Source organism: Kitasatospora sp. NA04385 (assembly GCF_013364235.1).
Classification (GTDB): Bacteria; Actinomycetota; Actinomycetes; order Streptomycetales; family Streptomycetaceae; genus Kitasatospora.
The window spans coordinates 6198404-6211809 of record NZ_CP054919.1; the positions used below are offsets into that span (position 1 = coordinate 6198404).

The window sequence follows — 13406 nt, forward strand, 5'->3', positions numbered from 1 at the left end:
GTGCGGCACCACCGCAGCTCATCGGCCAGCCGGATTTCTCTGGCCGCCGTCCCGGGTCCCCCTGTATCTTTGCCAGCGCGGCATCATCGCAGCAAGCTGACCAAGAAGTTCAGTGTCGTTGAGGACAACACCCCTCCGCACCCTATCGGTGCGGCACCATCACAGCAGCGCGTGCGATGCGCAGGGCCCATTCTTCTGCCTGGCTCCTCCGCGCCTTGCCGGTGCGGCACCATCGCAGGTTGAGTTCCCAGATGTTCTGGCCTCCGAAGCCGTCCCTACCTCCGCACTTCGCTGGTGCGGCACCATCGTAGCTGGGGCACCCGCCAGCAGTGGTCGCCGGACTCCGACCGTCGCTCCGCACCGCTCGGTGCGGCGACATCGAAGCCTTTCAACCGTCGCCTCGTTGTCGCCCGGAGCCCAGTCCCTCCGCACCGTCTCGGTGCGGCACCATCACAGGTTCGACTGCCCGGCGGACCTGATCGACGCCGCCGCGAGTCGCTCTGCACCGTCCCGGTGCGGCACCATCGCAGCACGTTGTACAGAACGGGAACCGCCAACTGCCAGACGTGCCACTCCGCACCATTTCGATGCGGCACCATCGCAGCCGGCCATTGCCCTGGGCATGAAGGCGGCGGACGTCGTTGTCGCTCTGCACCTTCCTGGTGCAGCTGCATCGCAGCGCGATCTCGTCGAGAGCCGCTCCGCACCATCCTGGTCCGGGCATCATCGCAGCCCGTCGATCACGGCAATCTCGGCGCGGAACTTGGCCAGTCGCTCCGCACCGTCTCGGTGCGGCACCATCGCAGCTGCCGCCACAGCGGCGGGCACTGCTCCGCCTTGGCTGTCGATCCGCACCGTCCCGGTGCGGCACCATCGCAGCCGGCAAAAATTGTGATCACCGTCCACCCAAACCGCGGTCGCTCCGCACCGTCCCGGTACGGCACTATCGCGGCGACTTGCCCACGTTGATGTTGAACAGGAACTCCTCGTCGCTCCGCACCGTCCCGGTGCGGCACCATCGCAGCTCCTCCGGGCCGAGGAACTCCACGCCGTCACACCAGTCACTCCGCACCATCCCGGTGCGGCACCATCGCAGCCGCTTTCGGAAACCCCGGCTCTCCATCTCCACTCCGAGTCACTCCGCACCATCCCGGTGCGGCACCATCGCAGCGATAAGAGCGCCGAGGAGACGATGCGCGAACGCGCCGTCGCTCTGCATTACCCCGGTGCGCCACCATCGCAGTGTCTCCACCCCACCCGGAGCGTTGACCACGTTCTTGATCGCCCCGCATCGTTCCAGTGCGGCACCATCGCAGCGCTGTCATCGACAACCTGCGCCGCTACTACTGGGTCGGCGCTCCGCACCGTCCCAGTGAGGCACCATCGCAGGATGCAGCTGGTGTGGCTCAGGGAGCGCCCCCACATCGCTGCTCCGCCCTTTCCCGGTGCGGCACCATCGCAGTAGGTGCACCAGCGTCAGATAGACGCTGATGATCCGCGTCGCTCCACATCGTCCTGGTGCGGCATCATCGCAGCACCAACGGCTCGACCATCAGATCCAGCAGCCGACGGTCGGTCCGCACCATCGCGGCATTGCGGCGAACGCGCTAACCAGAGACCCGATTGCGGGCGTCGCTCCGCACCGTTCCGATGCAGCACCATCGCAGTTTGGAGACGATCGCCGCCGCCACCATGGTGCCTACCCGTTGCTCTGCACCGTCCCGGTTCGGCACCATCGCAGCACCCGCAAGGGTCTCCTCACGCCGGTCACCACCGCCGTTGCTCCGTACCATCCTGGTACGGCACCATCGCAGCGCGGCCTGGAGGTGATGTGGGCCGCGGCCCTCGAACGTCGCTCCGCACCGTCTCGGTGCGGCACCATCGCAGCTGCCCCGTAGCCGCCGCAATCCCAAACTCCGCTTGGCCGCTTCGTACCGTCCCGGTGCGACACCATCGCAGCTGCCGCCACAGCGCCGGGTACTGCTCCGTCTTGGCCGGCGCTCCGCACTGTCCCGGTGCGGCACCATCGCAGCACGTGCTCCCTACTCAAGACCGCCAAGGGGCACCCCGAGTCGCTCCGCACCGTCCTGGTGCGGCACCATCGAAGCTTGCTGCCCCCCGCTCGGCGCCACGTACTACGGGGTGTCGCCCTGTGCCGTCCCGGAGGTGCGCAAGGCATTCAAGGCGGTCGCGCCGTACCGTCCCCGTGCGGCACCATCGCAGCAACCCGCTACGCGGCCTCGTCACCCGGGCCACCCGGTCACTCTGCACCGGCCCGGTGCGGCAAAATCTCAGTCCCAAGGCCACCACTAAGGCATCTGTGTCATACGGATTCCTCCGCACCACATGGGCTCGGCACCATCGCAGCGCCGACCACGCGTTGATCGGCTCGGATGCCGGTACCAGGTCGCTTCGCACCGTTCTGGTGCGGCACCATCGCAGTTGCCAGAGCAGGACGGCTGCTGCGACGACGCCGAGCGCTCCGCACCATCCCGGTGCGGCACCATCAGAGTTTGTCTCCTAACACGGCTAGAGCGGCACCGACGTCAGTCCCTCTGCACTTTCTCATTGCGGCACCATCGCAGCAGGATGGCCTGCTTGTTTTCGTTCTGGGCCTGCTCGGTTCTCCGCACCGCCCTGGTGCGGCACCATCGCAGCCCGATGCCGCCCTTGCCGCCGAACACCGCAACCACGGTCGCCGCACCATCCAAGTTCGACACCATCGCAGCGGCGTCGGCTTCATCGACCCGCACGGGGACTCCTGGGTCGCTCCGTACCGTCCCGGTGCGGCACCATCGCAGCTACACCGCCCCGACCATCGCCGGGCCCTGGACGCGGTCGCTCCGCACTATTTTGGTGCGGCACCATCACAGCGCGCCAATGCCGAAGGGGCTGCACGGCAATCAAGGTGGCGCTCCGCACCGCCCCGGTGCGGCACCATTGCAGCAGGATGGCCTGCTTGGTGGGGACTAGCCGGGGACCGCGCGTCGCTCACCATCCTCGCCGAGGTGTCTTTCGGTGAACGAACAACGCGGGCTGTCCACCGCCCGACGTGCAGCGATGTCCATCGCCGGGCGACTGGGGGTCAAGGGGTCGCAGGTTCAAATCCTGTCGTCCCGACTGGAGTTCGCTCCAAAGTCGCAGATCAGGGCCTTGTTTCACGAAAGTGGAGCAGGGCCTTTGATCGTTTTCCGGGCCTGCCCCTCACGACTTCTCACATCGGTAATGATCTTGGTCAGCCGAGCAGTTCGTTCAGCTTCTGAGCCTCCCCCGAGACGTGGACACCGGGGTTTCACGCGGCGAGGGTGATCCCATGGGACGCCGCTGTCTGCTGTTCGTGCTGGATCGGGCTGAGGCAGTCGAGCGTGGAGTGGCGTCGGCGGAGGTTGGAGAAGGAGATCCAGCGGAACACCTCCAGCCTCGCCTGGTGCTGGCTGGCCCATCTTGGTCCGTGCATCAACTCCCGCTTCAGGGAAGCGAAGAAGCTCTCGGCGGCGGCGTTGTCGTAGCTGGAGCCGACCTTCCCCGTGCTCCGTCGGATGCCGTGGCGCCGGCAGAGTCCCGCGAACTCGGCCGAGCCGTATTGCGACCCCCCTGTCCGAGCGAAAGATCACGCCTTCGACTCGGCCGCCGCGGGCGGTCACCGCGGCCTCCAGCGCGTCGGCGACCAACTCGGTGCGCATGTGGCCGGCCAGCGGCCAGCCCACCAGGCGGCGCGAGTGCAGGTCGATGACGGTCGCGAGATGCATCCACGAGCCGCCGACCGGCAGATACGTGTTGTCTCCGGCCTGCCGGACATCGGGCCCGTCCGCGGTGAAGTTCCGACCGATCGGGTCCGGCACCGGGGGCTCCTGTCCCGGAGCGTCGTTCGGCAGCGTTTGCGCAGGTGGCGGCCCACGATGCCCTGCTCTCGCATCAGGCGGGCTGTCCGCTTGCGGTTGACCGCGCGGCCCTGGGCCCGCAGTTCGGCATGGATTCTCGGCACCCCGCAAGTGCCTCGGGTCTCGCGGTGGACTTCGCGGATCTCGTCGACGAGTGCTGTCTCGGCCGCTGCCCGATCGGCACGGGCCCGTGCCCCGGCCTGCCGTGCGCAGTACCCGGAACGGGCGACGCCCAGGATCTCGCACAGCCGCTGGACGCCGAACTCGGCGGCATGGGCGGAGACGAAGTCCCAGCGGCGGACCCTCACTTCATCTCCCGTGCGAAATAGGCCGCTGCCCGGCGCGGGATCTCCTTTTTCATCTGCCACTCACGCTCCGCCTTGCGCAACCGGGCGAGTTCGGCCCGCTCGTCAGCGCTCAGCGCTCAGCGCTCAGCGCCTGCGCGGTCGACGCCGGCTCGGCGTCGGCGGCTCTCACCCGGTTCCGCAAAGTCTCGTGGTTGACCCCGATCTTCTTCGCGACCGACGCGAACGTGCGCCGACCATCCAGGGCCCGGTACAGGGCGACGGCATCACGACGGAACTCGTCCGAGTACTTCGACGGACGTCCCACCTGGACTTCCCTTCCTGGATCGACAAGATCCAAGTGTCAGGGTGTCCACATTACGTAGCAAAGCTCGGTGTCGGCGCAGGCGGTGGCCAGGTGGCGGCCGTCGCCGGCCCGGCTGTAGGGGGTTACCCAGTCCAGGCCCCACCAGCCGTTGCCGCCGGAGAGCGGGCGGTGCGCAGGGGCGGGGCGGGGGCGGGGAAGTCTCCTGGGTCGGCTGGTGGGTCTGGGAGTGCCCGGTGGCAGGAGAGGGCCGGCGTTTCGTCCTCCGGGCGCGTGTCACGGGTGGTCCCGGCTGCCGGTGGCCTAACGTGCCGTCATGCGCACCATTCAGACGGTTGACCTCGTCGATGCCCGCCGGATCATCGATGCGGGCATCGCCGAGGCGGACCGGATCCAGTCGCCCAGCAACATCGCCGTCGTGGACGCCGGCGGCAGCCTTGTCGCCCACGTGCGGATGGACGGCGCGCAGCTCGGGAGCGTCGAGCACTCCATCGACAAGGCGCACACCAGTGTCCTGTTCCGCTCGCCGACGGGTGATCTGGCGCGGGACTCCGAGCCGGGCGGGCAGTTCTGGGGCATGGCGCTGTCGGGGCTGGGCCGGGTCCTGGTCTTCGCGGGAGGGGTGCCGCTCGTGAGCGGCGGCGAGGTGGTGGGCGCGGTGGGCGTCAGCGGTGGTTCGCGCGAGCAGGACGGCGCGGTGGCCGAGGTTGCGGCCGCGGCCTTGTGACGGGGTGGCGTGGGGCGGGCGGGCCGGGGAAGCAGCACCAGGGGGGCCGAGGACATGCGTGGTCCGGAACGACCGGACCCCAGCACGGGAGAGGCGCGACGACATGGCGGGACCGATTCTCATCACCGGTGCGGGCAGCGGCTTCGGCAAGGAGGTCGCGCTGAGGCTCGCCGCGGCCGGGCACGAGGTGATCGCGGGCGTGGAGATCATCGCCCAAGTCACCGCGGTGCGGGCCGCGGCGCGGGAGCGGGGTGTGGAGCTGCGGGTGGAGAAGGTGGACGTCACCGATCCGGGCGACCGGGAGCGGGCCTGGACGTGGAACGCCGAGGTCCTGCTCAACAACGCCGGCGTCTCCGAGGGCGGGGCGAGCGCCGACATCCCCGAGGAGCGGTTGCGCCGCCAGTTCGAGGTGAACGTGTTCGGCCCGATCCTGCTCACCCAGGGGGTCGCGCGCGCGATGGCGGCCCGCCGCAGCGGGCGGATCGTCTTCATGTCCTCGGTCGCCGGGCTGACGGTCGATCCGTTCACCGGTGCCTACGCCGCCTCGAAGCACGCGGTCGAGGCGTTCGCGGACGCGCTCGACCAGGAACTCGCCGAGTTCGGCGTCACGGTGGCGACGATCAACCCCGGCCCGTTCCTCACCGGCTTCAACGACACCATGTTCGAGACGTGGAAGGAGTGGCGGGACGATCCCGCCGGGCGCCTGTACGACTACGCCCGGCTCGCCTTCCCGCACGAGCAGTACGACCCCGAGCCGGTCTTCGAGCGCACCGTGCGCGTCCTGCTCGGCGAGGAGCGCCGCTACCGCAACCTGCTGCCCGCCGAGACGGAGCCGCAGACCCGCGAGCAGGTCGACGCCCTGTGGGAGCGGCAGGTCAACGACGGCCGCCGCCCCGACCTGGTCCAGAAGGCGTACGACATCAGCCCCGCCACACCGGCCGGTTCCTGACCCGCCGTCACCTCCGTCACCACCGGCACCTGGTGCGGGGGAGGGGCGGGCCGACCGCCCGCCGGGGCGGTCTTGACGCGTTCATTCACGGCCCTCATCCTGCAAACCGGGCCCCTGGAGGCCCCGGGGGTCCGGCCGCCCCTCCCCGACGGGCCGGTCGAGGAGCCGGATCGCCATGACCTCTTCCCCGCGGCCGCAGCCGTACCGCCACCGGTCGCACGGGCGCAGGGGCTGGGCGGGTCTGCTGGGCGCGGCGTCGCTCCTGGGCTCGCTCCTGGGCGCGACGCAGCCGGGCACCGCGCACGCCCAGGGCAACGGCGCGGCCGCGACCCCCCAGGCGGGGTGGAGCAGTTGGAGCTTCCTGCGGGGCAATCCGACGGAGGCGAACATCGAGGCCCAGGCGGCCGCGATGGCTTCCACCGGACTGGTCGCCCACGGGTACACCTACGTCAACATCGACGACTTCTACTACCTCGACCCCAGGACGACCGTCGACGCCTACGGGCGCTGGGTGGTCGACGCCGCGCGGTTCCCGCACGGCATGAAGGCCGTCGCGGACTACGTGCACGGCAAGGGCGAGAAGTTCGGCATGTACCTCACGCCCGGCATCCCGGTGGCGGCGTACAACCAGAACACCCCCATCGAGGGAACGCCCTACCACGCCCGGGACATCGTCTCCGACACCGCGCACTACGAGAAGAACTACAACTTCGGCGACGGCGCGATGTACTTCATCGACTACGCCAAGAACCCCGCCGCCGCGCAGGCGTTCCTCGACTCCTGGGCCCGCCTGCTGGCGTCCTACGACGTGGACTACCTGAAGATGGACGGCGTCGGCCCGAACGACACCGCCGACGTCGAGCACTGGTCCCGGGCGCTGGCCGGGTCCGGGCGCACCGTCCACTTCCAACTGTCCAACTCGCTCGACGTCAACAGCGGTCCGGCCTGGAAGCAGTACTCCAACGGGTGGCGCGTCGAGGACGACATCGAGTGCTACTGCTCCACCCTGACCACCTGGAACAACGTCGCCCTGCGCTTCGACGACCTGCCCGCCTGGGTCCGGTACGACAGCCCCGGCGGCTGGGGCGACCCGGACTCCGTCGAGGTGGGCAACGGCTCCGCCAACGGGCTGACCGTCGACGAACGCCGCACCCAACTGACCCTGTGGTCCATCTCGGCGGCGCCCCTGCTGCTGGGCACCGACCTGACCCGGATGGACCCCACCGACCTGGCCCTGCTCACCAACGACGAGGTCCTGGCCGTCGACCGCGCCGGCCGCCCCGCCCACCCGGTGCGGCAGGGCGCGGCCCAGCAGACCTGGTGGGCCTACAACGAGGACGGCACCTACACCGTCGGGCTCTTCAACCTCGCCGGTTCCTCCGCCCGGGTCGCCGCCGACTGGTCCGACCTCGGCTTCACCGGCGCCGCCGCCGTCCGCGACCTGTGGAGCCGCACCGACCTCGGCACCTCCACCGGCTCGTTCACGGCCGCCGTGCCCGGCCACGGTGCGCGGCTGCTGCGCGTCACCCCGGCCGCCGGACACGGCACGATCGGCGCGCCCATGGTCAGCCGGTTGTCCGGGCGGTGCGTCGACTCGCCGCAGGGCACCACCTACAACACCGTGCAGCTGACGGTCTGGGACTGCAACGGCGCCCCCAACCAGAACGTCACCTACGACCCGTCCTCCAAGGCCCTGGTCCTGGAAGGCAAGTGCTTCGACGCCTACGACAACCGGACGGCGGCCGGCACCGTCGTCGAGATCTACGACTGCAACGGCGGCGCCAACCAGCAGTGGAACCGGAACGCCGACGGCACCTTCACCGGAGTGCAGTCCGGCCGCTGCCTCGACGTGACCGGCGCCACCAACCCCAACGGCACCGGCCTGGAGCTGTGGGACTGCAACGGCGGCGCCAACCAGCGCTGGACCCTCGGCTGAACCCGCGCCGGGGCCGACCGCAAGCGAGCCACCGGGCCCACCGCACCGCCCGGCCCCACCCGCGGGCCGGGCGCTGCCAGTGGTACCGGGTCCACACCCCCACTCGGAAACGGAGAACGGCCATGTCCCTCGTCAAGGCGGCCCCGCGCGGGGGAGACGGCACCCGCCTCCTGGCATCGGTACTGACGGTCCTGTGCCTGTGCGCCGCACTCCTCGCGGCGGCACCCCGGGCGCACGCCGCGCCGGTGGCCGTCCTCAGCGGCACCCGGTTCACGACCCCGGACGGCCAGCCGGTGCACGCGCACGGCGGCGGCGTCATCAAGGTCGACGACTTCTACTACTGGTTCGGCGAGAACCGGCAGGAGGGGGGCAGCAACGCCTTCCGGTACGTGTCGGTCTACCGTTCCGCAGACCTGCGCACCTGGGAGTTCCGCCGCAACGTCCTCACCCAGTCCTCCTCGCCGGAGCTCCAGTCGGCGAACATCGAGCGCCCCAAGGTCGTGTACAACCGGGCCACCGGGACGTTCGTGATGTGGATGCACAAGGAGAACGCCACCGACTACGACGAGGCGCGGGCCGCCGTGGCCGTCTCCAGCACCGTCGACGGTGACTACCGGTGGCAGGGCAGCTTCCGGCCGCTGGGCCAGATGTCGCGCGACCTGACGGTGTTCGTCGACGACGACGGGGCCGGCTACCTGGTCTCCGCCGCCCGGGACAACGCGGACCTCCAGATCTACCGGCTGAGCGCCGACTACACGACGGTGACGGCCCTGGTGGCCAACCCCTGGCCGGGCGGCCGCCGGGAGGCCCCCGCCCTGTTCAAGCGCGGCGGCGTGTACTTCCTGCTCACCTCGGACGCCACCGGCTGGTGGCCCAACCAGCAGCAGTACGCCACCTCCACCGGCCTGGCCGGCGGGTGGAGCGCGATGCGGAACGTCGGCGACTCCACCGCGTACGGCTCGCAGACCGCCTACGTGCTCCCGCTCCAGGGCACGGCCGGCACCTCCTACCTGTACCTGGGCGACCGCTGGGGGAACTCCATCGGCGGGTCGGTGAACGACTCCCGGTACGTGTGGCTGCCCCTGTCCTTCCCGGACTCCCGCACCCTCGCCATGGACTGGGCCCCGGAACTCACCATCGACGCGGCGGCCGGGACGGTCACCGCCACCGGCGGCCCCTACCAGACCCTGAGCGCCCGGCACTCCGGCAAGTGCGTCGACGTGTCCGACAACGCGCAGAGCCCCGGGGGACCGGCGATCCAGTGGCCCTGCTCGGGCGAGAACAACCAGCGCTTCTGGGCCCGCCCCGCCGGGGACGGCTCCGTCCAGCTCGTCGCGCGCCACAGCTCGCTGTGCCTGGCGGTGTCCGGGGCCTCCCAGCAGGCCGGCGCGGGCATCGTGCAGGCGACCTGCGACAGCGCCCGCGCCGAGCAGAAGTGGCGGCTCACGGACGCGGGCGGTGGCTACACGCGCCTCGTCGCCGGTCATTCCGGCATGTGCCTGGACGTCTACGACGTCTCCACCGCCGACGGCGCGAAGCTCATCCAGTGGACCTGCGGCGCCGACAGCGCCAACCAGCAGTTCCACCTGCAGGCGACCTGAACCGGGCCGGTCGCGGTCTCAGCCGGCCGCCGCGGGCGGGGTGCGTCCGGCCGGCCCGGTCAGTACGGGGAGGTCCGGGTCCGCGGTCCACTCCTCCAGGGAGCCGTCGTAGACGCGCACGTCGTCGCGGCCGGTGAGGACCAGGGCGAGGGCGAGCAGGGTGGCGGAGATGCCGCCGCCGCAGTAGACCACCACCGGCCCCTCCGGCGCGGACGGCAAGCCGGCCGTGTAGGAGGCGAGTTCGGCGGTGGGGCGCACCGTTCCGTCGGCGGCCAGGACGGGGTGGGCGGGCAGGCCGACGCTGCCGGGGATGCGGCCCCGGCGGGTGTACCGGGTGGGGTCGGTGCCCTCGAACTGCCCGGTGCCGAGGGCGCAGACCAGGGTGCCCGCGGCTCGGCCCTCGCTCAGCGCGCGGACGTCGCGGCGGTCGGCCCAGAGTGTGGCGCGTTCCCGGTCGCCCGCCCGGGCGGCCTCGAACTCCCCGGAGGAGCGGGCGGGTTGACCGCCCCGCCGGTGCGCACCGGCGGCGGCGCCGGGCGCGGGCGCGGTGGCGACCGGGAGGCCGGCCGCCCGCCAGGCGGGCAGCCCTCCGTCCAGCACCAGGGCGGCCACTCCGGCGTCCCGCAGGGTCCACCACAGGCGGCTCGCCCACTGGAGGGCGCCCTGGTCGTAGACGACCACCAGGCTGTCGGGCCCGGCGCCCAGCGCGGCCAGTTCGGCCCGGACGGCGTCACGTCCGGGGCGGGCGAAGTGGTGGCGGGCCGCCGGGTCGGCGAAGCGGCGGCGCAGGTCGACGTGCCGGGAGCCCGGGACGTGGGCGCGCGCCCAGTCGGCCGCCCCGGACGCGGACCGGTAGTCGCCGTCGTGCGCGGGCGGCTCCAGGCGGACGCTCACGTCCAGGACCAGGACGTCGGCGCGGTCGAGCAGGGCGGCCAGGGCGTGCGGGGAGAGCAGGATCGCGTCCCGGCCGGCGGGTGGGCCGGCGGGGTGGTCATCGGTCATGCGGGAGAACCTCCGGGAGTCTGCGGGGGCCGTCACGGCGGCTGCGGCGGGAGGCCGGTGGGGGTCCGGGACGCGCCGGTCGGCGCACCTGCTGCTCGGACCGCGTCCACGGCGGGACTCATCGTACTCATCCCCGCCGCTCTGCGTCGACGCACGTATACACGCGTATCCACGTGTGTCCATCTGATACCGTGACGACGTCACCGAGGCGGGACACCTGCCGCCGCCCGGTGCGTCACGCCGTGCGCGGACCGCTCCCGCCCGACGCGAGCGACACCGTCCCGGCTTCCCCGTACCCCCGCGAGGTCCCCATGGCGCCACGTAAGCCCCCCACCGACGACCCGTCGTCGGCCGTGCCCGAGAGCGGCGCTCCCGGTGCCGAGCAGGGCGGTTCGGAGCTGTACTGGCGGCTGCGGCAGGACGTCCTGGAGGGGCGCTTCCCCCGGGGCGCGACCCTGCTGGAGACCGCGCTGGCCACGGCGTACGGCACCTCCCGGACCCCCGTGCGGGAGGCGCTGAACCTGCTGGAGCACGACGGGATGCTGGAGCGCGCCGCACGCGGGTACCGGGTGCGCTCGGGCACCCCGGAGGACGTGCTGGAGATCTACGCGGCCCGGATCGCCCTGGAGTCGGAGGCCGCCGCGGCCGCCGCGCTGCACCGCACCGACCTGGACCTGGCCCGGCTGCGGTACCAGCACGAGCTGATCCGCGGCTCACAGGACGAACAGGTGGTCCGGGAGGCCAACTTCCGCTTCCACGAAGCGCTGTGGCAGGCCGGACACAACGCCACCATGATCGAACTGCTGGTGAAGCTGACCGCGCGGCTGCGCATCTACGACAGCGGCCCCCCCTCGCCGTTCGGCGGCGTGGACGCCCTGCACGCCGAACACGACGAGATCCTGCGCGCGATCGCCGAGCACGACGCCGACACCGCCCGCGCGGCCACCCGGGGGCACCTCCAGCGCAGCCTCGAACAGCGGATCAGGACCATGGTCGAGGGCTCCGCCCCGGCCCCCTGACCGGCCCCCGCACCGCCCGGGGTCCTTCCCCGCCCCGCACCACCCGTCCCGCACCACCGCCCACCAGGGCGTCCGCACCACGCGGCACCGAACCGCCGCCGCCGTCACGAGAGGAGGAGCACGTGCGCCCCGCCCGCCCCGCCCCGCCCGCGCTCACCTCGCGGCGCCACGTCGACAACGGCCGCTGCGGGAGCTCCCGCTGTCCGGCGCCGGCCCACCACCCCGGCCGCGGGCGTCCCGTCCGGCACTGACCGCCCCGCGCGGGCCCCGGTGCCGGGGCGGACGCGCCCCGCGGACCCGACCGCCCCCCGCCGGCCGCCGCGCCGGGGCCCGGCCGTCGTCGCCCCGAACGCCGCCCGGCCCCCGCCCGGCCGTCCCACCGGAGCCCCGTGAGCACCATCCCGCTCCCGGCCGCGCCCCGCCGGACCCACCCGTCCGGCCCGCGCCGGCCCGGCACCGGCCGCACGGCCTGACGCGCCGCACCGCCGACAGGGTGCACCGCCGCACCGCCGACCGGACGGCGTGACACCGCCCGAACCCCGTACCCGACCCCCGTGCCCGAAGCCCGGTGCCGCGACCGGACGGGGAACGGGCACGAGAGCGGGCCGCCGCCCCGACGTTCGACGCCGTCGGCCGTGCCCGCCCCGCCGACCACCGCACCCGGGCCGCGTCCTCGCAGTGGCCGAACGCGCCCGGCCCCCCCCCCCCCTCCCCCTCCCGCCCTTCTCGGAGCCCCCCGTGACCCGCATACGCGTGATGCTCGACTACTTCCACCCCTGGCCGAACACGGCCGGCCTGTACCTGGCCCGCGAGCGCGGCTGGTACGCCGAGGCCGGCCTGGAGGTCGACCTCGTCGTCCAGGACCCGGGAGTCGGCGACACCCTGGAGCACCTGGCCACCGGGCGCGCCGAGTTCGGGGTGTTCCCGCCGAACCGGCTGTTCGCCCGGCGGGCGGCGGGCCAGCCGCTGGTCGGGGTCGCCGCCGTCAACCACCGGGCCCTGGAAGCGGTGCAGAGCGTCACCGGTCGCGGGATCAGCCGTCCCCGCGACCTGGCCGGCCGCCGGGTCGCGTGCAACCCGACACCGCGCGGCGCGGCCATGATCCGCCACCTGGTGGCGGCGGACGGCGGGGACCCGGACGCGGTGGTGCTGGTGGACGCGGGCTACCGCGAGCTGACCGTGGACGACATCGAGGCCGGCGAGGCCGACGCCACGTTCGGCAACTACTGGTCGTGGGACGCCCTGCGCGGCGACCTGCCCGAGGAGCGCCGCGTCACCTGGCCGGTCGACGAGATCGGCGCCCCCGCCTACCACAGCTACTGGCTCGGCACCCGGCAGGAACTGGTGGACGCCGACCGCGACCTCGTCGTCCGGTTCCTCGCCGCCACGGCCCGCGGCTACCTCGCCGCCGCCGCCGACCAGCCGGCGACGCTGCGGCTCCTGGAACGGGTCATCCCCTACTTCCCCCGCCCGCTGATCGCCCGCTCCCTGGCCCTGGTGGCGCCCACCTGGACCGACGCGGAGGGCCGCTGGGGCGTCGTCGACCCGGACCGCACCGGCCCCTACGCGCACTGGCTGGCCGAGCACGGGGCGGTACCCACCGCCGACAACTGGCAGGACGCCTACCTGCCGGGGCTCGTCCCCGCCGCGCCCGCGGCCCTGGTCTGACACCGACCGTCCCC

9 protein-coding genes and 1 pseudogene are annotated in these 13406 nt (G+C 72.4%); 6 read left to right on the forward strand and 4 right to left on the reverse strand.

The window, feature by feature from the left end; all coding sequences use genetic code 11:
• Positions 1-943 precede the first annotated feature (943 nt).
• From HUT16_RS39370 to HUT16_RS27590, 3 genes and pseudogenes are all read right to left on the reverse strand, one after another.
• Positions 944-1075, reverse strand: coding sequence for a hypothetical protein (locus HUT16_RS39370; protein WP_303392105.1), 132 nt, complete (start codon positions 1073-1075; stop codon positions 944-946).
• Between the two features lie 1471 nt (positions 1076-2546).
• Positions 2547-2753 (reverse strand): hypothetical protein, encoded by a 207-nt coding sequence (locus HUT16_RS27585; protein WP_176190757.1) that lies wholly within the window; start codon positions 2751-2753, stop codon positions 2547-2549.
• A gap of 539 nt (positions 2754-3292) precedes the next feature.
• Positions 3293-4493 (reverse strand): annotated as a pseudogene (locus tag HUT16_RS27590) (IS3 family transposase).
• A gap of 313 nt (positions 4494-4806) precedes the next feature.
• Between HUT16_RS27590 and HUT16_RS27595 the strand changes: the two are divergent.
• The 4 genes from HUT16_RS27595 to HUT16_RS27610 all read left to right on the forward strand — a co-directional run bounded on the left by HUT16_RS27595 (position 4807) and on the right by HUT16_RS27610 (position 9703).
• The gene (locus HUT16_RS27595) at positions 4807-5217 is read left to right on the forward strand and encodes a heme-binding protein (RefSeq protein WP_176190758.1); all 411 of its coding nucleotides are present in this window, start codon (positions 4807-4809) and stop codon (positions 5215-5217) included.
• A 103-nt stretch (positions 5218-5320) separates the two neighbouring features.
• A complete protein-coding gene (locus tag HUT16_RS27600; RefSeq protein ID WP_176190759.1) occupies positions 5321-6166 on the forward strand; it encodes an SDR family oxidoreductase in 846 nt (281 codons plus the stop codon).
• A gap of 175 nt (positions 6167-6341) precedes the next feature.
• Positions 6342-8102, forward strand: coding sequence for a glycoside hydrolase family 27 protein (locus HUT16_RS27605; protein WP_176190760.1), 1761 nt, complete (start codon positions 6342-6344; stop codon positions 8100-8102).
• 122 nt (positions 8103-8224) lie between these two features.
• Complete coding sequence (locus HUT16_RS27610; RefSeq protein ID WP_176190761.1) at positions 8225-9703, forward strand: RICIN domain-containing protein; 1479 nt, start codon at positions 8225-8227, stop codon at positions 9701-9703.
• An 18-nt stretch (positions 9704-9721) separates the two neighbouring features.
• Here HUT16_RS27610 and HUT16_RS27615 read toward each other — a convergent pair whose 3' ends face one another.
• Positions 9722-10705, reverse strand: coding sequence for a sulfurtransferase (locus HUT16_RS27615; RefSeq protein WP_176190762.1), 984 nt, complete (start codon positions 10703-10705; stop codon positions 9722-9724).
• A 311-nt stretch (positions 10706-11016) separates the two neighbouring features.
• Between HUT16_RS27615 and HUT16_RS27620 the strand changes: the two genes are divergently transcribed.
• Both HUT16_RS27620 and HUT16_RS27625 read left to right on the forward strand, forming a co-directional pair.
• The gene (locus tag HUT16_RS27620) at positions 11017-11724 is read left to right on the forward strand and encodes a GntR family transcriptional regulator (RefSeq protein WP_176190763.1); all 708 of its coding nucleotides are present in this window, start codon (positions 11017-11019) and stop codon (positions 11722-11724) included.
• 738 nt (positions 11725-12462) lie between these two features.
• Positions 12463-13392, forward strand: a complete 930-nt coding sequence (locus HUT16_RS27625) for an ABC transporter substrate-binding protein (RefSeq protein WP_176190764.1) — start codon at positions 12463-12465, stop codon at positions 13390-13392.
• Positions 13393-13406: the final 14 nt, after the last annotated feature.

Bases quoted from the DNA above. Each gene is read 5' to 3' on its own strand.
- HUT16_RS27600 (WP_176190759.1), top strand. From the start codon at position 5,321: ATGGCGGGACCGATTCTCATCACCGGTGCGGGCAGCGGCTTCGGCAAG.
- HUT16_RS39370 (WP_303392105.1), bottom strand. From the start codon at position 1,075: ATGGTGCGGAGTGACTGGTGTGACGGCGTGGAGTTCCTCGGCCCGGAG.
- HUT16_RS27605 (WP_176190760.1), top strand. From the start codon at position 6,342: ATGACCTCTTCCCCGCGGCCGCAGCCGTACCGCCACCGGTCGCACGGG.
- HUT16_RS27620 (WP_176190763.1), top strand. From the start codon at position 11,017: ATGGCGCCACGTAAGCCCCCCACCGACGACCCGTCGTCGGCCGTGCCC.
- HUT16_RS27610 (WP_176190761.1), top strand. From the start codon at position 8,225: ATGTCCCTCGTCAAGGCGGCCCCGCGCGGGGGAGACGGCACCCGCCTC.
- HUT16_RS27615 (WP_176190762.1), bottom strand. From the start codon at position 10,705: ATGACCGATGACCACCCCGCCGGCCCACCCGCCGGCCGGGACGCGATC.
- HUT16_RS27595 (WP_176190758.1), top strand. From the start codon at position 4,807: ATGCGCACCATTCAGACGGTTGACCTCGTCGATGCCCGCCGGATCATC.